The sequence below is a fragment of the Bradyrhizobium sp. JHI2711 genome, assembly GCF_056156565.1.
The window spans coordinates 1,595,017-1,613,220 of record NZ_JBPZPT010000001.1 but is presented as its reverse complement, the minus strand read 5'-3'; the positions used below and the strand labels follow the sequence as shown (position 1 = coordinate 1,613,220).

General features: G+C 65.2%; 15 protein-coding genes. 8 read left to right on the top strand and 7 right to left on the bottom strand.

Going from position 1 to position 18,204, the window contains the following annotated elements; genetic code table 11:
* Positions 1–4: 4 nt before the first annotated feature.
* From ACTEK7_RS07680 to ACTEK7_RS07665, 4 genes are read right to left on the bottom strand one after another with little or no spacing between them, the layout of a single operon-like run.
* Positions 5–907: an NAD(P)-dependent oxidoreductase gene (locus tag ACTEK7_RS07680; protein WP_225145900.1), complete on the bottom strand. Its 903-nt coding sequence runs from the start codon at positions 905–907 to the stop codon at positions 5–7.
* 21 nt (positions 908–928) lie between these two features.
* The gene (locus tag ACTEK7_RS07675; protein ID WP_225145899.1) at positions 929–2,293 is read right to left on the bottom strand and encodes an amidohydrolase family protein; all 1,365 of its coding nucleotides are present in this window, start codon (positions 2,291–2,293) and stop codon (positions 929–931) included.
* Between the two features lie 4 nt (positions 2,294–2,297).
* Positions 2,298–3,377 (bottom strand): maleylacetate reductase, encoded by a 1,080-nt coding sequence (locus tag ACTEK7_RS07670; protein WP_036005176.1) that lies wholly within the window; start codon positions 3,375–3,377, stop codon positions 2,298–2,300.
* Complete coding sequence (locus ACTEK7_RS07665; RefSeq protein ID WP_036005173.1) at positions 3,374–3,697, bottom strand: Dabb family protein; 324 nt, start codon at positions 3,695–3,697, stop codon at positions 3,374–3,376. Before ACTEK7_RS07665 ends, ACTEK7_RS07670 begins: the two co-directional genes overlap by 4 nt.
* A gap of 107 nt (positions 3,698–3,804) precedes the next feature.
* Here ACTEK7_RS07665 and ACTEK7_RS07660 point away from each other — a divergent pair, with 107 nt between their 5' ends.
* The 7 genes from ACTEK7_RS07660 (at position 3,805) to ACTEK7_RS07630 (ending at position 12,318) form a co-directional block, all read left to right on the top strand.
* Complete coding sequence (locus tag ACTEK7_RS07660) at positions 3,805–4,728, top strand: LysR family transcriptional regulator (RefSeq protein ID WP_036023604.1); 924 nt, start codon at positions 3,805–3,807, stop codon at positions 4,726–4,728.
* 11 nt (positions 4,729–4,739) lie between these two features.
* A complete protein-coding gene (gene xylB / locus ACTEK7_RS07655) occupies positions 4,740–6,185 on the top strand; it encodes a xylulokinase (protein ID WP_225146224.1) in 1,446 nt (481 codons plus the stop codon).
* Between the two features lie 138 nt (positions 6,186–6,323).
* Positions 6,324–7,847 (top strand): sugar ABC transporter ATP-binding protein, encoded by a 1,524-nt coding sequence (locus tag ACTEK7_RS07650; RefSeq protein ID WP_225145898.1) that lies wholly within the window; start codon positions 6,324–6,326, stop codon positions 7,845–7,847.
* The gene (locus tag ACTEK7_RS07645) at positions 7,840–8,880 is read left to right on the top strand and encodes an ABC transporter permease subunit (protein ID WP_225145897.1); all 1,041 of its coding nucleotides are present in this window, start codon (positions 7,840–7,842) and stop codon (positions 8,878–8,880) included. Before ACTEK7_RS07650 ends, ACTEK7_RS07645 begins: the two co-directional genes overlap by 8 nt.
* Before the next feature lie 98 nt (positions 8,881–8,978).
* Positions 8,979–9,926: an ABC transporter substrate-binding protein gene (locus ACTEK7_RS07640; protein WP_036023609.1), complete on the top strand. Its 948-nt coding sequence runs from the start codon at positions 8,979–8,981 to the stop codon at positions 9,924–9,926.
* Between the two features lie 150 nt (positions 9,927–10,076).
* Complete coding sequence (locus ACTEK7_RS07635) at positions 10,077–10,544, top strand: MarR family winged helix-turn-helix transcriptional regulator (protein WP_225145896.1); 468 nt, start codon at positions 10,077–10,079, stop codon at positions 10,542–10,544.
* A gap of 67 nt (positions 10,545–10,611) precedes the next feature.
* Positions 10,612–12,318 carry an FAD-dependent oxidoreductase gene (locus ACTEK7_RS07630; protein WP_225145895.1) on the top strand — a complete coding sequence of 569 codons (1,707 nt, stop codon included), beginning with the start codon at positions 10,612–10,614 and terminating at the stop codon, positions 12,316–12,318.
* Here ACTEK7_RS07630 and ACTEK7_RS07625 read toward each other — a convergent pair.
* From ACTEK7_RS07625 to ACTEK7_RS07615, 3 genes are all read right to left on the bottom strand, one after another.
* Positions 12,283–13,818 carry a glucosamine inositolphosphorylceramide transferase family protein gene (locus ACTEK7_RS07625; RefSeq protein WP_225145894.1) on the bottom strand — a complete coding sequence of 512 codons (1,536 nt, stop codon included), beginning with the start codon at positions 13,816–13,818 and terminating at the stop codon, positions 12,283–12,285. The two genes, ACTEK7_RS07630 and ACTEK7_RS07625, sit on opposite strands and share 36 nt — an antisense overlap.
* Positions 13,819–13,847: 29 nt before the next feature.
* Positions 13,848–15,023, bottom strand: coding sequence for a glycosyltransferase family 4 protein (locus ACTEK7_RS07620; protein WP_109144259.1), 1,176 nt, complete (start codon positions 15,021–15,023; stop codon positions 13,848–13,850).
* 206 nt (positions 15,024–15,229) lie between these two features.
* A complete protein-coding gene (locus ACTEK7_RS07615) occupies positions 15,230–16,576 on the bottom strand; it encodes a lipopolysaccharide biosynthesis protein (RefSeq protein WP_225141429.1) in 1,347 nt (448 codons plus the stop codon).
* Positions 16,577–16,985: 409 nt separating this feature from the next.
* Here ACTEK7_RS07615 and ACTEK7_RS07610 point away from each other — a divergent pair, with 409 nt between their 5' ends.
* Positions 16,986–18,203, top strand: coding sequence for an FAD-dependent oxidoreductase (locus tag ACTEK7_RS07610; protein ID WP_225145893.1), 1,218 nt, complete (start codon positions 16,986–16,988; stop codon positions 18,201–18,203).
* Position 18,204 lies beyond the last annotated feature (1 nt).

Here is an 18,204-nt window from a genome sequence, read left to right as displayed (position 1 = left end):
TTGATCACAGCTTCGGCTCGCCGAGGCCGGACAGCCGTTCGAGATGCTTGACCGTCGCAATGAAGTCCGTGTCCCCGTCGCCCTGGGCGACCAGCGCGCCATAGGTCTCGCGCACTTGGGCGGCGAGCTGCAGCGGCACGCCGACGGCGTGGCCGGCGCCCAGGATCAGGTCGAGATCCTTGGCCATCTGCCTGCAGGAGAAGGTGGACTCGAAGTCGCGAGTCCGCAGCGGTGCGGTCTTGTACTTCACCATGGGAGAGGCGACCGCGCTGTCGTCGAGCACTTTAAGGATGTCCTGCCAGGCGATGCCGCCTTTGCGCGCCAGTGCCAGGCTCTCGGCCATCATTGCGGCCGACACGGCGATCATGAGATTGACGGATAGTTTTGCGTAGCGGGCTTCCTCGGCCGGCCCGAGATAAGTCTGGGAACGGGTGAAGGCGCCGAACAGCCGCTTTGCATTCTCGAACGCGTCCTTCGGCCCCGAGACGAAGCAGGTCAGCGCGCCCGTGTGCACGATGCTGGCATTGCCGGAGACCGGCGCGCGCAGATAGACAATGCCACGCGCCTGCGCGGCGGCTGCAACCTCAGCCGAGGCGTCGACACTGACGGTGCTGGTTTCGACCAAGACGGCACCTTGTGCCATGGCGGCGACCAGGCCGGCGGGGCCGAGCAATGCGCCGCGCAAAGCGGCGTCGTCGGGCAGGGACGTGATCACAGCGGTCTTGCCGCTCACGGCCTCGGCCGGCGAAGCGGCAATCGCAATGCCCTGCGCGCGTGCCTCGTCGATGCGCGCCGCGCTCTGGTCGAACGCGGTGACGGCAAAGCCCGCCTTGGCGACGAGCACCGACATCGGCAGGCCCATCTTGCCGATCCCGATGAAAGCAATTTGTTTCAGAGCGTCAGTCATTGGTTTCGTCCATTGGCGCCTTCAGGCGGCGCGTCCCTGTCGTTCGATGTCCCGCACCAGCCGCCGGCCGGATTGCGCCAGCAGCTCCTTTTTGATCTCCAGCCCTTCGGCTAACAACTGGCCGTTCCTCTTCTTCCAGAGGCCGCCGATCATGACGGACTCGATGTTGGCGAGGCTCGTCTGCATCACGACGGTCGCGACGGGATCGTGCACCGGATGGAGGTTGAGATCGGAGGCGTTGATGATGACGAGGTCGGCGAGCTTGCCCGGCGTCAGCGAGCCGATCTGGTGCTCGCGGTCGAGCATGCGGGCGCCTTCCGTCGTGATCCAGCGCAGCGCTTCGCGCACGGGAATCGTGGTCGTCGCCGGAATGGTGCCACTCGCTTTGCGCGATTCCGCATTGTCGAGCGCCCGTTGCATCGACAGCGCAACGCGCGCGGCGGAGAGGAGATCGCCGGCCAGCACGGACTCCAGGTCGATGCCGATGGTCGGCCGCACGCCGCGCTTCAGAAGGCGGCCGGTGATCGGAAAGCCATGGCCCTGGATCATCTCGTTCTCGGGCGTCACCGAGAACGATACGCCGAGATCGACGAGACGATCGACCAGATCATCCGGCAGATCGTTGCCGTGGACGATGTTAATGCCGGGGCCGACGAGGCCGGCCTCGAGCAGCTTCTCCCAGCCGCCGGGCGTCTTGGCCGGACCGCCGCCCTGATGCATCGATGCGATCAGCTTCAGCTCCCGCGCCAGGCGGAAATCGTGCATGGCGACGTCGAGCGTCGAATAATGCGGACCGAGGATGGCGAGCCCGAGCGTGACGAGGCCGTCGCGGTCGGCGAGGGGCCCGGCCAGCAGCCGCTCGACCTCACGGCGCGGATGCGGCACTTCCGAGAAATGCGGCTCGCCCGGCTTCGGCTCGGGCTTCGGCGAGCCGTGGAAGAACGCGGCGCGGACGCCGCTTTCGATCAGGCCGCGCACGGCGGCGTCGGTATGATCCGGCGTCGGGTTGTTGTGGCACCAATCGACCAGCGTGGTGACGCCGTGATTGATCTGGTTCAGCGCGCCGACGAGGGTTGCGATGTAGATATCGTCGGGCCGGAACACGGTGGCGAGGCCCGCATGCATGCGGCGGAAATATTCCAGCAGCGTCCAGTTCGCGGCAAAGCCGCGCAAGCCGGTCTGCCAAGTGTGCATATGTGCGTTGATCAGGCCGGGAATGACGATGCGGCCCGTGCCGTCGACGACCGCCGTGTCGGCCGCAGCGTCGATCGACGGGCGCACCTCGGCGATCCGGCTGCCCTCGACCAGCACATCGCCGGTCGAGAGATCGCCGATCGCGTCATCCATGCTGATGACGGTGGCGGATCTGATCAGGGTGCGCCGCATCGCTTCAAGCTACCGCTTTGATGGCGCCGGGTGGCTCGCCGGTCCAGGCGCGCGCGATCAACTCGCGAATGGCGCCTCGTTCGAGCGGCCGCGGATTCCAGTAGGCATTCGTGACTGCGAGGTCAGCCGCCTTGTCGATCCCGCCCTCGGGCATGCCGACGTCGCGTAGCGCGACCTTCGCACCCAGCCGTTTCGCAAGTTCGAAAAGCCCCCGAGCTGCATCGGCTGCCCCGATCGCGCGCGCGATCCGCACCATCGCGTCGGGCACGGCCGGCGCGTTGTAGGCCAGCGCATGCGGCAGCACGATGGTGTGCGTTTCGGCGTGCGGCAGGTCGAAAGTGCCGCCGAGCGTGTGACAGAGCTTGTGATGCAACGCCATGCCGACCGTGCCGAGGCAGACACCGCACAGCCAGGCGCCATAGAGCGCCTCGGTGCGGGCCTCGCGATCGTCGCTCTTCGCGGCAATGGCGGGCAGGGCGCGCGCCAGCGCGCGGATGCCTTCTTCGGCCATCAGCGAGGTGACAGGATTGGCATCGCGCGCGTAAAGCGCCTCGACGGCATGGGCGATCGCGTTGATGCCGGAGGTTGCGGCGAGGCTCGCCGGCAGCGTCAGCGTCAGGTCGACGTCGTAGATCACGGTCTCCGGCAACACGGCTGCATCGCGCACCGTGGTCTTCAGTCCGTTCTCGGTCTGGCCGACGATCGGCGTCATCTCCGAGCCGGCATAGGTGGTGGGAATGCAGAGCTGGTTGACGCCGGTGCGCAAGGCCAAGGCCTTGCCGAGCCCGGTGGTCGAGCCGCCGCCGAGCGAAACGACGCAATCGGCTTCGCATGCCTTCATTGCCGCGAGCGCGCGTTCCGTGACCTCGACCGGCGTGTGCATGGTGGCGCCGGAAAAGATGCCGGCATAGAGCGGGCCGAGCGCGGCTCCCAAGCTCTTGCCTTGTGCCTCCTGCTGCGGCGTCGTCAGCACCAGCGCACGCTTGCCGCCGAGCCGCTCGACCTCGGCCTTGGCTGAGGCAAGCGTGCCGCTGCCGAACACGACGCGGCAGGGCAGGTTTTCGAAGGTGAACGAGCCGATCATGCGCCGGTCTCTTTGATGGGATAATCGACCTGGAAGCGCCCGATCCGCAAGTCGCCCAGCGCCTCGCGCACGCGCAGATGCTCCGGGTGGTTGGCATAGGCGGCGAGCGCCGCCTGGTCGGTGAATTCGGAGAACAGCACCACGTCGCAGGCATAATCAACCGCGCTGACGTCCATGCCGACTTCGATATGGGTGAGGCCGTCGATCCGGCCCTTGAGGCCCTCGAACAGGGTCTTGACCTTGAGCCGGGCGGCCGAGCGCTCCTCAGGGCTCTCCCCGCGCAGTCGCCACATCACGATGTGCCTGATCGGGCCCGACATTTCCTGATTTCCTCGCCTGCAATGGTGCTTTGTTGGCGCCATTTTGCCTTGCAGAAAACGGAAATAAAGGTCAAAATTTGTAAGTCTCTTTTCCTCTTTATGCAAAAATGGACCGGCTGCTTCAACTCGAGGTGTTCTCCAAAACCGCTGAGCTCGGCAGCCTTTCCAAGGCCGCCGAAATCCTGCGGATGTCGAACGCCGCTGCGAGCCGCCATCTCAGTGCGCTGGAGGAGCGGCTTGCGGTCCGGCTGATCGAGCGCAACACGCGCCGGCAATGGCTGACCGAAGCGGGACAGGAACTGCTGCAGCGGTGCAGCACGCTTCTGAACGAGCTCGCCGAGGCTGAGGACGCCGTCTCCGACCGCGCGCTGTCGCCGAAGGGCATGCTGCGCGTGACGAGCTCGCTCTCCTTTGCGATGATCTACCTCGCACCGATGCTGCCAGCCTTCCGTGCGCTCTATCCTGATCTCAGCGTGCAGATCATCAGCGCGAACCGCTACCTCGACTTCATCGAAGCCGGCATTGACGTTGCGATTCGTACCCGCGAGCACGAACCGGATTCCAACATCATCGTCCGGCGCATCGGGCAAATGCACCGCGTGCTCGCGGCCGCTCCGTCCTATCTGGAGAAGCACGGCCGGCCCGAGCATCCCGCCGATCTCGCCCGGCACAACATGCTGATCTACAATCTCGCCAATGATCCCTATTCGCTACGGCTGAGCCAGGGCAGCACGACGCAGACGATCCGGATCGCGCCGACGCTCGACAGCAACGACGGCCAGATCATCTGTGGTGCGGCGCGCGCGGGGCTCGGCATCCTGATCCAGCCGCTCTATATCGTGCAGGGCGATATCGCGGCTGGCCGGCTGGTGCCTGTCCTGAGTGATTGGCAGCTGCCGTTGCTCACCATGAACATCGCCTATCAGAACCGCGTCAGGCTGCCCGCCAAGATCAGGGTGTTCTCCGACTTCCTCGTCAGCTACATCCGGGAGCATTCAGAGCCGGGGATCTGGATCGACGCGGCGAAGTGAGCGGAAGCAGCATGTATCTCGGCATCGATCTCGGCACGTCGGCGGTCAAGACGGTTCTCGTCGACGATGCCCAGCGCGTGATCGCAAGCGAGAGCTGGTCGCTCGCGACCGTCTCGCCGCAACCGGGCTATTCCGAGCAGGATCCGGCGCAGTGGATCGATGCGACCTTCGCCACGCTGGATGCCCTCAAGGCGTCGCATGCCGATGCATTGACAGCGGTCGCAGGCATCGGGCTGTCCGGCCAGATGCATGGCGCCACGCTGCTCGATGCGAGCTTGAGGCCGCTGCGGCCCTGCATCCTCTGGAACGACGGACGCTCTGCGACTGAGTGCCGTGTCCTGGAGCAACGCTGGCCCGCCTTGCGCGAGGTGACGGGCAACAAGGCGATGCCGGGCTTCACCGCGCCAAAACTGCTCTGGATCGCCGCGCACGAGCCCGAGATCTTTGCGGCGACGAAACTCGTTCTTCTGCCAAAGGCCTATCTGCGACTGGTGCTATCGGGCGAGGCCGTCGAGGATGTCTCGGATGCCTCGGGATCCCTGTGGCTCGACATCGCGCGCCGCGATTGGTCGGACGCAGCGCTGGCAGCGAGCGGCTTGTCGCGCGAGCACATGCCGCGCCTGGTCGAGGGATGCGCGCCCGCAACCACGCTGCGCAGCGAACTCGCGCGGCGCTGGGGGATGATCAGGCAGCCGGTGATCGCGGGTGGGGCCGGCGACAATCCCGCGGGCGCCATCGGCATCGGCGCAATCCGGCCGGGAGCCGCTTTCGTGTCGCTGGGAACCTCGGGTGCGCTCATGGTCCCGACCGACCGGATCGCCGCCAATCCCGACCGTGTCGTGCACACGTTCTGCCACGCCATTCCAGGGATGTGGATTCAGGCCGGCGCGATCCTCTCGGCCGCTTCCTGCCTTGCCTGGCTCGCGCGCCTGTTCGGCGCCGCCGAGGCCGAGCTGCTGGCGCCGCTTGGAGCACGACCGCAGGCGCCGTCGCCCGTGAGCTTCCTGCCTTATCTCGCCGGTGAGCGGACGCCGCACGACGATCCCGTTGTGCGCGGCATGCTGGATGGCCTGAGCCATGGCACCGATCGCGCGGCGATCGTGCGGGCGGTGCTCGAAGGCGTTGCCTTCGCGCTTGCCGATTGCCGCGATGCGCTCGCGGATGCCGGCATCGGGATTGCGGAGGCCGACGTGATTGGCGGCGGTTCACGCTCTACCTTCTGGCTCTCGGTGCTGGCGAACGTGCTGAGCATTCCGATCCATCGCTTTGCCGGAGGTGAAACCGGCGCCGCGTTCGGTGCGGCGAGATTGGGGCGGCTTGCTGTCACGGGTGAGGCAATCGGTGACGTATGCATGCAGCCGCAGCGCATCGAAACATTCGAGCCCGACGCTGCACTGGTCGATGCCTACGCTGAACGGCTTCCCGCCTGGCGCGACCTGTATCGGCCGCGCCACTAGCTGGCCCAATCTGGTTTGCATACTTCGGTATATTCGCCTTCGGTATTGCCCTGCGTCACCCGCTTTTGTTTAATGACCAAACCGCGTTGCCGAGAAACGAGACGCGGGTGGGAAACGCATTGTGCGCCGGGAGGCACGATGAACGATCCGATCCTCGAGATGCGCGGGGTCTCGAAGACCTTCTTCGGCATCAAGGCGCTGCGGGCCGTCGATCTCACCGTCTATCCCGGCGAAATTCACGCCCTGATGGGTGAGAACGGCGCCGGCAAGTCGACGCTGATGAAGATCCTGTCCGGCGCCTACCGGCCCGACCCGGGCGGCGAGATCCGCATCGAGGGCAGGGCGGTGCGGATCGAAGGCCCGCTCGGCGGCCGCGCGGCGGGCATCTCCATCATCTACCAGGAGCTGTCGCTCGCTCCCAATCTCAGCGTTGCCGAGAACATCTATCTGGGACGGGAGATATCGCGGTCAGGCTTGCTGGCGCGCGGCACAATGCGCGAGGGCGTCGGCCCGATCCTGAAGCGCCTGGGCGCGGACTTCCTGCCCTCGACGCTGGTGGCGCATCTGTCCATGGGGCAGCGGCAGCTGGTCGAGATCGCCCGTGCGCTGCACGTCAGATCGAAAATCCTCATCATGGACGAGCCGACCACCTCGTTGTCGGCCGCCGAAAGTGAGCGGCTGTTCGCGCTGATCCGCCAGCTTCGCGCCGAGGGCCTTGCCATCATCTACATCTCGCATCGCATGGACGAGGTCTATGCGCTCGGCGATCGCGTCACCGTGCTGCGCGACGGCCGCCTGGTCGGCTCGCTCGACAAGCCCGAGATCCGCGCCGACACCATCGTGCGCTTGATGGTCGGTCGCGACGTCTCCTCGTTCTACAAGAAGGACCATGATCCGGAGGCGGGGCGGGGGCATCCCGTGCTCGCGGCGATCGACATGGCCGATGGCGGCCGCGTCAAGGGCTGCTCTCTCACCGTGCATGCGGGTGAGGTGGTCGGCCTTGCCGGCCTGATCGGCGCCGGTCGCACCGAGCTTGCGCATCTCATCATCGGCGCGTCACCGAAAACCTCCGGCCGGCTCGAGCTGGAGGGACGTCCGGTCGAGATCCGCACGCCGGGCGAGGCGCTCGAGGCCGGCATCGCCTATCTGACGGAAGACAGGAAAGCGCTCGGCCTGTTTCTCGACATGTCGTGTCTGGACAACATCAACCTCGCCGTGCTCGGCCGCGATGCGAAGCTCGGCTGGTTTCTCGACCGCGACAAGGCACGCGAGCGCGCCGACCGCGCCTTTGCAGGCCTCAGCATCCGCGCCGCCAATGCCGGCGTTCCCGCCGGCGGCCTGTCAGGGGGCAACCAGCAGAAGGTGCTGCTGTCGCGACTGCTCGCCATCGCGCCGAAGGTCCTCATTCTCGACGAGCCGACGCGCGGCGTCGATGTCGGGGCCAAGTCGGAAATCTATTCGATCATCGACAATCTCGCCAAGGCCGGCACCGCGATCCTCGTCATCTCGTCCGATTTGCCCGAGATCATCGGCATCTGCGACCGCGTCATCGTGATGCGTGCCGGGCACATCGCCGGCGAGGTCAGCCGCGGTCCGCATTCGCCGCTGGCGCAGGAAGACATCATGGGGCTTGCCACGGGGATGGAGCATCTCGATGCCTGACAATGGTGCTGTGGGGGCAAAGCCGGCATCGACGACGACCAACGGCGCTGCCGCGGAGACAAGACGCCAGCGGATGAGGATGCTGATCAGCGCGCTCGGCATGTTGCCGGTGCTGCTGATCCTCTGCATCGGCTTCAACGTGCTGTCGGAAGGCCGCTTCTTCACCGGACAAAATCTCGGCATCGTATTGCAGCAGGCCGCGGTGAACACCGTGCTCGCCGCCGGCATGACCTTCGTCATCCTCACCGGCGGCATCGACCTGTCGGTCGGCTCGATCCTGGCGGCCTCCGCGATGGCGGGTTTGACGCTCTCCAAGATGCCGGAGCTCGGCTTGCTGTGGCTGCCGGCCGCACTGCTCACCGGCCTCGTCTTCGGCATCGTCAACGGCGCGCTGATTGCGCTGCTGCGCCTGCCGCCCTTCATCGTCACGCTCGGCTCGCTCACCGCAGTGCGCGGCCTGGCGCGGCTGCTCGGGGCTGACACCACCGTGTTCAATCCCTCCATTCCCTATGCCTTCATCGGCAACGGCTCGCTGACGCTCATTCCTGGCGTCGCGTCGATCCCGTGGCTCTCGGTGATCGCCTTGCTCGTCATTCTCGTCTCCTGGCTTGTGCTGCGCCGAACCGTGCTCGGCGTGCATATCTATGCCGTGGGCGGAAACGAGAGCGCAGCACGGCTGGCCGGCATCAAGGTCTGGGCCGTCCTGATCTTCGTCTACGGCATCTCCGGACTTTTTGCCGGGCTCGGCGGCGCCATGCAGGCGGCGCGGCTCTATGCGGCCAACGGCCTCCAGCTTGGCCAGTCCTACGAGCTCGATGCAATCACCGCCGTGATCCTCGGCGGTACCTCGTTCGTCGGCGGCATCGGCTCGATCTGGGGCACGCTGGTCGGTGCGCTCATCATCGCCGTGCTCTCGAACGGGCTCATCCTGATCGGTGTCTCCGACATCTGGCAATATGTGATCAAGGGCCTGGTGATCATCGGTGCCGTGGCGCTGGACCGCTATCGGCTGCAAGGCTCCGCGAGGACTTGAAGCCTGGCGCGCAGCGGGTGCGCATGGCTTGAGACGAGATTCCGTTGCGGCAACTGGTCTGCCGCGCCGGGGACGAAGACAGACCAGGGAGGAAGTCCATGTTGAAGACGATCATGCTCGCCGGCGCCGCCATGGCGCTTGCCCTCACCACCGCACCATCCTTCGCCAAGGAGCTCAAGTCGATCGGCGTCTCGCTGGGATCGATGGGCAATCCGTTCTTCGTCGCGCTGTCGAAGGGCGCCGAGTTCGAGGCCAAGAAGACCAATCCCAACGTGAAGATCACGACGGTCGGCTTCGAATACGACCTCGGCAAGCAGGTCACCCAGATCGACAATTTCATCGCCGCTGGCGTCGACCTGATCCTGCTCAATCCCGGCGATCCCAAGGCGATCGGGCCGGCCATCAAGAAGGCGCAAGCCGCAGGCATCGTCGTCGTTGCGGTCGACACCGCGGCCGAGGGCGCCGATGCCACCGTGACCACGAACAACGTGCAGGCCGGCGAGATCTCCTGCCAGTACATCGTCGACAAATTGGGCGGCAAGGGTGACGTCATCATCGAGAACGGGCCGCAGGTCTCCGCCGTGATCGACCGTGTGGTCGGCTGCAAGAACGTGTTCGCGAAGAATCCCGGCATCAAGGTGTTGTCGAGCGACCAGGACGGCAAGGGCTCGCGCGAGGGCGGCCTCACCGTCGCGCAGGGCTATCTGACCCGCTTCCCCAAGATCGACGCCATCTTCGCCATCAACGATCCGCAGGCGATCGGCACCGACCTTGCGGCACGCCAGCAGAACCGAACCGGCATGATCATCACCGCCGTCGACGGCGCGCCCGATATCGAGGCCGCGCTGAAAGATCCGCAGTCGCCGCAGATTCAGGCGTCCGCGTCGCAGGATCCGTTCTTCATGGCGCGGCGGGCCGTGCAGGTCGGCGTCGGCATTCTCAACGGCCAGAAGCCGGCTTCGACCGTCGAGCTGCTGCCGTCCAAGCTGGTGACCAGGGACAACGTTGCCGCGTACAAGGGCTGGACCTCGGATCGCTCGCAGTAAGGCATCGGGGCGTTCGAAGCACGAGAGATGGCGGGTGGCGGTTCGATCGCGCCGCCCGCCGCCGATACCTCGCGTGCTCACCAGTAGCACGCAGCAATGCCTGTGCTAGCTTTCCACGATCTCGTTCGGTCGATTCGGAAAGCAGATCCGGTGAAATCCACGACGTCAGGCACCGCGTGGCGGCATGCCAATATCGGCCGCCTGCTCAATAACGCGGTGCGGCGCTTCGAAGGCCGTGTGCTCGAATTGATGACCGAGCGGGGCCACGACGAGACGCGCATCGCCCATGTCAGCCTCACGCGCAATCTGGACGTGGAGGGGACGCGGCTCACCGAGCTCGCCCGCCGCGCCTCCATGAGCAAGCAGGCGATGGGCGAGCTGGTCGACCAATGCGCCGCGCTCGGCCTCGTCGATCGCATCGCCGATCCGACCGACCGGCGCGCGCGCATCGTCGTGTTCACGTCCACGGGGCGCAAATGGCTCGATGCGTTCCGTGATGCCGTCGACATCGCCGAGCGAGAGATGCGCGTCGAGCTCGGCAAGGCCACGATGGATGCAATCCTGAAGGGGCTCGCGGTGTATGGCACGGAATTCGACACGCTCGATGACCCGGATTAGTCAGGCAGCTTGACGAAATAGTCAGGTGTCCTTACCATGCAGGTTGGTATTGGTAGGGAGAAGCATCTTGGAAATTCGTCTGACGGCCGCGGTGCTCATCGTTGGCGGGGGCCCTTGCGGGCTGATGCTGGCCAACGAGCTCGGCCGCCGCGGCGTGTCCGCGATCCTGGTCGACGAAAAGCCGGGCACGGCCTTCAACCCGCAAGCCAATGCGACGCAGGCGCGCTCGATGGAGCATTATCGGCGGCTGGGCTTTGCCGACGAGATCAGGCGCGAAGGTCTGCCCGCGGACTACCCGACCGATGTCGCATATTTCACGCGCTATACCGGATACGAGCTGGCGCGGTTCGCGCTGCCGTCAGCGTCGCGGGCGGGTGAGCTGATCAAGGGCATGTCAGGCTCCTGGAGCGCGGCGGAGCTGCCGCAGCGGGTCTCGCAGAAATATGTCGAGGCGGTGCTGCGCCGCCACGCTGAACGGCTGCCCGGAATCCAGCTCAACTACAGTCACCGGCTGATCGGCTACACGGAAAGTGATGACGGTATCGCCGGCAATATCGAATGTCTCGACGATGGCAGCCGCTTTCGGGTCCGCGCCGACTTCCTGGTCGGGGCCGACGGGCCGCGCTCGATGGTCCGGCAATCGCTCGGGATCGTCTATGGCGGCGAGAGCGGGACGCAGCGCGACTTCATGGGCGGCCGCATGCTGGCGGTCTATCTCCGCTCGCCCGATTTCTACGCGCGCGTTCCCCACGCGAAAGCGTGGATGTACAATTGCTTCAACGGCGACCGCCGCGCCTTCATGGCCTCGGTGAACGGTCGTGATGAGTTTGCATTCCACACCCAGTTGCGACCGGGCGAGGACGAAACTGCGATCACGATCAACCAGGCCAAAGCCGCGTTCCAGCGCGCCTGCGGTGCGCCGATCGATTGCGAAGTTCTGTCCTTCCTGACCTGGACCGCCGGTCACGCATTGGTGGCAAGCGGGATGCAGCGGGGCAGGGTCTTCCTCGGCGGCGACGCGGCGCATCTGTTCACGCCGACCGGCGGGCTCGGCTACAACACCGCCATCGAGGATGCGGTCAATCTCGGCTGGAAGCTCGCAAGCGTCGTCAAGGGCGTGAGCCCGGCGGCACTGCTCAATAGTTACGAGGTCGAGCGGCGTCCGGTGGCGCTCCGCAACACCGATCATGCGCGCCGCTTCGCCGATTCGCTTGGCCTCTTCGCGCCGGCGCCGGAGATCGAGGATGCCACGGAGGCCGGCCACAAGGCGCGGCGAATCGCGGGTGCCTATCTCAATCAGCACGCCCGTGCCGAGTTCAACATCCCCGGCGTCACCTTCGGCGGACGCTACGACGGCTCCCCAATCATCGTCCCCGATGGTAGCGAGCCGCCGCCGGATGCTGCCAACGTCTACGTTCCCACCGCCTCTCCCGGTGGCCGCCCACCGCATGCGTGGCTGGAGGACGGCATGTCGCTATACGACCAGTTCGGATTCGAATGGACCTTGCTTCAGTTTGGGGACGTCATGTCGGCCCATGCGTCATTCGCTGACACCATTCGCGCGATCGGGGCCGACGTAAAGCTCGTCACGCTACCCAGATCGTTGCGCGATCTCTATGAGGCGGATCTCGCCCTGATACGTCCCGACCAGATCGTGGCTTGGCGCGGCAACGCATCGCAGGCCGGAACGATCGCACGCGTTCTTAGCCGCGTACTCGGGCGCGAAGACGCGCGGCTGCTAGCCGGCGGTGGAGGGATTGGTTCGCGCAGGTGACACGGCCGATGGAATTGCGCTCGTAAAGAGACTGGTCTTGGGCTGGACGCGCGATCCGTCGATCAGCTCGAGCCGCCCGCAGCGATTCAAGGTGTGCAGCTTCCTGCCCGGCCATGCCGGTCCGGGTTTCAGAGTGTGGCGGACGACCTGCTTGAATACCGTCGGCGACAGCTCGACCACTTCCGCCAAGGCAAGCGCTGCGCCGTATCCGTCGGTGCAATCCTGGACGGGTCGCCACAGTCTGTCATCGAGCGTGACGAAGTTTCCTGCCGGCCGCGTGCTGGCGCGGTCGATCAAGACGGGATTGCTGGCGTGGGGAAGCCAAGGCCCCAAGAGCCGATCGGCGTAATAGATCGCCAGCGAATCCGAATAGCCACCCGTTCCGTCGCGCCAGGCGCCAAACAGGTAATACAGACCGTTGTGGCGCGTGATCGTGACGTCGGCCAGCTCGAGGCCGGAAAGGAGCGTTGCGTATCGCTCCCATTTGTCCGGAAACCGAGTGCATTTGTAGAGGGCGACGTCCCCGCGGGTCGAGCTCTCCGGGATCATCCACAGCTCGCCATCGTCCTCGATCAGGAACGGATAGGATAGGTGACAGGGCTCCTCCAGCACCGGCATCACCTCGCCGATCGGCCCCGCGTCGTTGAACGCGATCGCGGAAATGATACCTTTTCCGACGCGGTGATCGAGATCCTCGAAGAAGGCGAAGGTCCGTCCCTGCCACGTGACGGCAAAGGGATCGGCGTAGAAGTGGTTTCCAGGATCTCCCAGAACGTTCCAGCTTGGACCTGACAGGTCTCCGGTCTGCCAGACGCCCGGGCCGTCGTTGAAGCGCCATCCGACATGCCAATGCGGAGCATAGCAGCAGAGGCGATAGATCTCCTTGGCGATCGATACGGCAAGGCCGCGCGCCACGTAGCCAACGGGTCCGCGGTGCGGGACAGTTGAAGCGGGGCGCGGCAGGTGCGGCACGATGCGCGGCCTTCCCGACAGGATCGCCGCCAGCATGGTCAGGGTCCGTGCTATGACCGTTTCGAGCGCACCACTGAGGCCCGCAGCAATCTCACCGGACGGATGGCCGCGGTCGAGGACCGAACCGTCGATCTCGTTGACGATCTCGATCACGGGCAGGTCGCCGGCGAGGATGGCGCCGAGCGCGGCGTTTTCGCCTGCGACGCCGTTGAACCGCGGCCGGAGATACAGCCGGGCCGGGCTCGCCGGATCGCGCGGGGCATTCGTGAAATCGACGATTACGTCGGCGGTGCCGATGCTGACCCGTGCTGGTTCGGAGCTGATCGTCAGCCTGTCGGCGGCGCTGTGCTTGCCCTTGTGCAACACGATGCGTTCGAGCTCGAACAGCGCATCGAGACCTGCCGGCCGCGGCTCCGCCGTTGCCGTCCATGCAACTTGCACCGGCATGTCCCGGCCGTCGACCGACAGCGTCCTGCGGTCCATCCAGCGCCGCGCATAGTCACGTTCACAGCGAAACTCGATGATCATGTCGAGCCAATCTGTTCCGACGTATCAGGTCAAACGACCCGGTCGAGAATCCGGACGTATTCCTCGACCATGGCATCTACCGAATAGCGCAGCCGCAGGCCTTTGGCGTTTTGTCGCAGCTCGTCACGTAATTGCTTGTCGGTTACCAGTCTGGAGACCGCCGCGGAGAGCTTCGCATGATCGGAGGCATCGACGAAGAGCGCCGTCGGTCTGCCCTCGTAGGACAATACTTCGCGCAGGACGGGAAGATCGGTCACGACGGAGGGAACACCGGCGTTGGCGGCCTCGACCGCGGCCAGACCGAAGGTCTCGGCCTGGGTCGGAAAGACGAACACGTCGAGACAAGCAAGGAAGTCCGCCATCCGGCCAGGAGGAATCTCTCCCAGCAAATGCAGACGGTCCGCGACGTTCAAGTCGTTCGCGAGCTGCCTCAGCCGGGCCTCGTCGGCTCCCTGGCCGGCCAGCGCAAGATGCCAGGACGGTTGATCCGGCAGCAGACCGATCGCCAGATCGAGCCGCTTATGCGGATGCAGCCGTGCCGCGCAACCGAGCAGGACGCGGTCCGGTGGCAGGTTGAATTGACCTCGTGCCGCCTCCTTCGACAGGGTAAGGGCCTTGTCGTCGAAGCCGTGCGGCACATGCACCATGCGCGACCGGTAGGCCGCGGGGTAGCGCGAATATTCGCGCTCCATGTCCTGCGAATTGAGCGTGATGCAGTCGAAGAAGCCGAGGCTGCCCATGGCGATGTCGGCGGTGCGGACCGGCCAGCTCATCGCCAGCGCGGATGAAACCTGATTGGCGACGACGGGTGCACGGCTGACGAGGCGCGTGACGCCGGCGCCGATGACGTTGCCGAAATGCTGGAAGGTCAGGACGGCGTCGGGCCTGGTGGTTCTGATGTGGCGGCCGAGCGTCCACAGCATCCGCAGCAGCGCCAGCGGATTGCCCGGCCGGCTCGGCGCGCAGTAGAGCGTGGCGGGCGGTTCGTCAAAGGAGTCCGATTTGCGGAAGAAGAACAGATTGGTGACCCGGTGACCGCGCGCGGTCAGCCCGGCGCCGAGCAGCCGCGAGATCTCCTGTGCACCGGCGTTCTCGGCCTGGGTTTGCGCAAGAAGCACGTGGAGTTTTCGCCCACTGCCGTTCGGCCGCGCAGGTGCCGTCGCGCTCGTCTCGTCCAGGTCTTTGTTCGGCTGATAATGGAGCACGGATCCCGACCCGCTAAAGCAACGAAATCTTCACCTTCTTAACTCCGTACCTATCATGCGGGCATCCCGCGGACACCGGCTAGCAACAAACGGAGTTAATGCGGCGCGATGGCCACGGTGTCGTTGGCGCAGCATTTCCGCTGGTTCCCGGCTGGCGCGTTAACCAATCGGTCCTGCGCGTTCACCCCGGCGGCGCGTGCTGACACCTAGTCACGCGAGTCCGCGCTACGAACGGCATAATTGCCGCGCCTCGATGCTGGGAAGCGCAAGAGCACCAGAACGGAAGGATCCACCCCGCTGCGCCGGCGGCAGAGGACGTTCAGGGCGATGGTCGCGAGCGCGAGCGACACGGTCGTCGAAATCGCCGCGCCAAGCACGCCGAGGAAGGGGACCAGGACGAGAAATCCGACGAGCCGCAGCCCGACGTTGGCAGCGACCACCGGCACATAGATTCGTTCATGACCGGTCAGCTGCAGGATCGCAGCAGCCGGGCCGCCCGCCGCCTGAATGGCGGTTCCGATTGCAAGCACGATCAGGACCGAATGCTGCTCGGCGAAATGAGGTCCGAACAGGTTGAGGAGATAGGGGCCGCCGATCCAGATCGTGGCGAGACCGGCGACGACGCAGAGCCCAGTCACTTCCGCCATCAAGCGCGAGGTCCGCTCGAACTCCCCGTGGTTCTTGCTGAAATAGAGCGACGGGAGCCGGCGCGCACCGAACGTGTAAAGCGCCGCGGACACCATGGCGAAAATGTTGGCGAGGCGCGAGGCGGCAAAGTAGATTCCCGCGGTCGTCGGATCCAGCATCCAGTAGACCAGAATGACGTCGAGATACTGATTGGCGACTTCGAGGATCGATGCGAGCCAGAAGTGCAGGGCACTTGATCGCCAGCGTGACGTCTCCGAGCGCGCCGGCGTACTGCGCAGATCCGGCAGCACGCGCGCGACGGATACGATCTGCGCAACAAGGCCAACCGACATGGCGACCGTCATCGCCGCGAACAGCTCGGCCGGATCGAGTTGGCGATGGGCGAGCAGCATGACGAGCAGGAACACGACGACGAGGGCCCGCCAAAGGAACTCGCGGTTTCCTTCGCCCATGAGAATGCTGACCAGCGAGCGCGCGATTTGGCTGCCGAGCATCAATCCGGCATTGACGGCCGTGTAGGCCGACACCGCAAGGATCAGCAGCCACCAGTCGCCTCTCATGCTCGCGACGATCGCGATCCCGCCGATCACGATCAGCATTGCGACCGAGGCGATCTTCAAGCTCGATTGCAGCACGCCTTTGGTAAGGTCCGGCCTTTCGCCGACCTGATATTCGTTCAGGAATCGCACCAGCAGGGATTCCTGGCCGACCAGTCCCACGACGGCTGCGATCTGCGCGACCGACAGCCAGGTCGCAAAGATGCCGAAGCCGTCAGGCGACATCGTCCGCGCAGCCAGCGAGAACAACGCGAACGCGAGCACGCCGCTGCCGACCTTGAGCAGGATGGTCCCGGCAACGCCGCGCGTGACGTCGCGCCGCATGAACTGGAGAATGGATGCGATCATGGAAGGGTTAAGGGAGCCGCGCTCCCCTGACGAGACATGTTCCGATACCGGCGAGAACCTAGCATGTCGAGCAATCGCGAGTGTTAATGGACGAGTTGGAGGATTTCGGCGATCGCGGTGATACGGGTTGCTTCGTTCTGGAACATCGCTGTCTCCATTGTCCAACATCTGCGAGTTTCAACTCGCGCGACGGACGGCATAACGCCGCATCGACGACTGAGAAGGCGAGATCCGGGGCTCGCGTGCAGAATGGTTTCGGGACAGCAAGACGCGTGCCGCGGCGAGTCGGCGAACTGGGCACCTGCGGTCATTAACCTCAATCTCAGGAAATGTTCGCACCCGGCCCTGCGATGCGACATCAGGCGAGGGAATTGCACTGCAGACGCTGTTAACCGTGGGAGCCGGAGCCATGACGAGAACCGTGACCGAGCCGGTCGACGGGGACGAGACCGCAACCATCGACTCGGACGTCGCCATCGTCGGTGGCGGTCTTGCGGGATCGCTTGCGGCGGCCGTGCTGGCGCGGGCAGGGCGTCGCGTCGCTCTGATCGACAAGCGGGCAGTCCATCCGGATGAGTTTCGGGTCGAGAAGATCGGCGGCCATCAGCTGGAGCTGTTCGGTAAGCTCGGCTTTCTCGATGCGCTCGAAGATGTCGCGTGCCGATATGATCAAGTGCTCAACATCCGTGAGGGCAAGGTGGTCGATGTCAGCGTCGGCAGGGCTTACGGATTTGCCTATGCCGATCTCGTCGCAATGGCGCGTCGCCAGCTTCCGGATCCTTCCAACCTGATCGTCGACGAGGTCACAGCGATTGGCAGCAGCGGCGATGTCCAGCATCTCGAGCTCGCCTCCGGACGGCGCGTGGCGGCGCGCCTCGTCGTTCTGGCCACCGGCATGGCGGGAGCCCTGGGCTACAAGCTCGGCATCAGGCGGCGCGTGCTTGCCGAGCGCCATTCGGTGTCGTTCGGTTTCACGATCGCGCGCAAGGATGGCATCCCGTTCGATTTCGAGGCGTTGACCTGTTACGGCGAACGCACCGCCGATGGCATCGACTATCTCAGCCTGTTTCCCGTCCACGCCGGAATGCGTGCCAATCTCTTCATGTTCCGCGATCCGACCGATCCTGTTATGCGCGAGTTGCGCCGCGAACCGGAGGCGACAGTTTTGCGCCTGCTGCCGGGATTGCGGAGCTACCTCGGCGATTTCCGTGTGACCGATCGCGTCCAGAACTGGGTGATGGATCTGACCGTCGTCGAGGGGCATCTCCGGCCCGGAATCGTACTCATCGGCGATGCGTTCCAGACCAATTGTCCCGCGGCCGGCACGGGTGTCGCCCGCCTGCTCGTGGACGTCGACCGTCTCTGCACCGAATATGTGCCGCGATGGCTCATGACTGCAGGCATGGGCCTGGAGAAGATCTCGCAATTCTATGCCGATCGCGACAAGATCGCGGCGGATCAGCAATCGCTGAAGATGGCACGCTTCCGCCAGGCGCTGACCTCGCGCAACGATATCGGCTGGGACGTGCGGCGACGGTTGCACTTCCTGCGGCGCAGTCTTGCACACCGCGTCGATCAGATGCATCCGGGCTGGCTTGGCCGCGTCCGCGGCGTATTGCGCGCCTGAT